Below are 584 nucleotides of genomic sequence, written 5' to 3' on the forward strand. Positions count from 1 at the left end.
TTCGTTCAAACCGATAATATTAGTGATCTCAGTTTTAACTTGGGTCGTTTTGCTGGTGATGAGTTTTTCTGTCTCACCCAATTCATACAATGACGCCGTGTGTTTGCGAACGGTCAAGCCCTCACCACGGGCTTTCGGAGCTTCTTGCTCCGGCGCGCGAGTCATTCGGTAAAGTTTGCCATGCAAAGAGAAATCTAGAGTTACTTCCGTTAGTAGCTGTGGCGATGCTAAATCACAGCGCATTTGGATCCCTTGACGTTCATTGCTAGTGGTTTCGCCATATAGCGCAAAGCAAATCGCGTCTAAGATCGAGGTTTTACCTGAGCCAGTAGGTCCATTAATTAAAAATAAAGCATTACTTCCAAGCTTTTCAAAATCAATAGTTTCTGTTTTCGCAAACGGACCAAAGGCTTGCATCGTGAGTTTGATTGGTTTCATATTTGGCCCTTACTGCTGTGAAAGTTGCTTAATGATGTCGCTGATTGCTTGCTCTTGCTCATTGGATAATTCACTATCCTGCGCTTCAGCAAAGAAATCTTTGAACATGTCAATTTCACTGCGAGCGAGCTTAGCTTGCGCCATTT

The 584-nt window shown here is 43.7% G+C and carries 1 protein-coding gene and 1 pseudogene; both read right to left on the minus strand.

What is annotated here, in order from left to right; all coding sequences use genetic code 11:
• The coding region (locus R7Q11_RS28025) for an AAA family ATPase (protein ID WP_225467213.1) at positions 1-438 on the minus strand (438 nt) is incomplete at its 3' end.
• Between the two features lie 9 nt (positions 439-447).
• Positions 448-584: pseudogene (locus R7Q11_RS28030) on the minus strand (exonuclease sbcCD subunit D); the annotation flags it as partial.

It is taken from the genome of Vibrio sp. 970 (assembly GCF_033339075.1).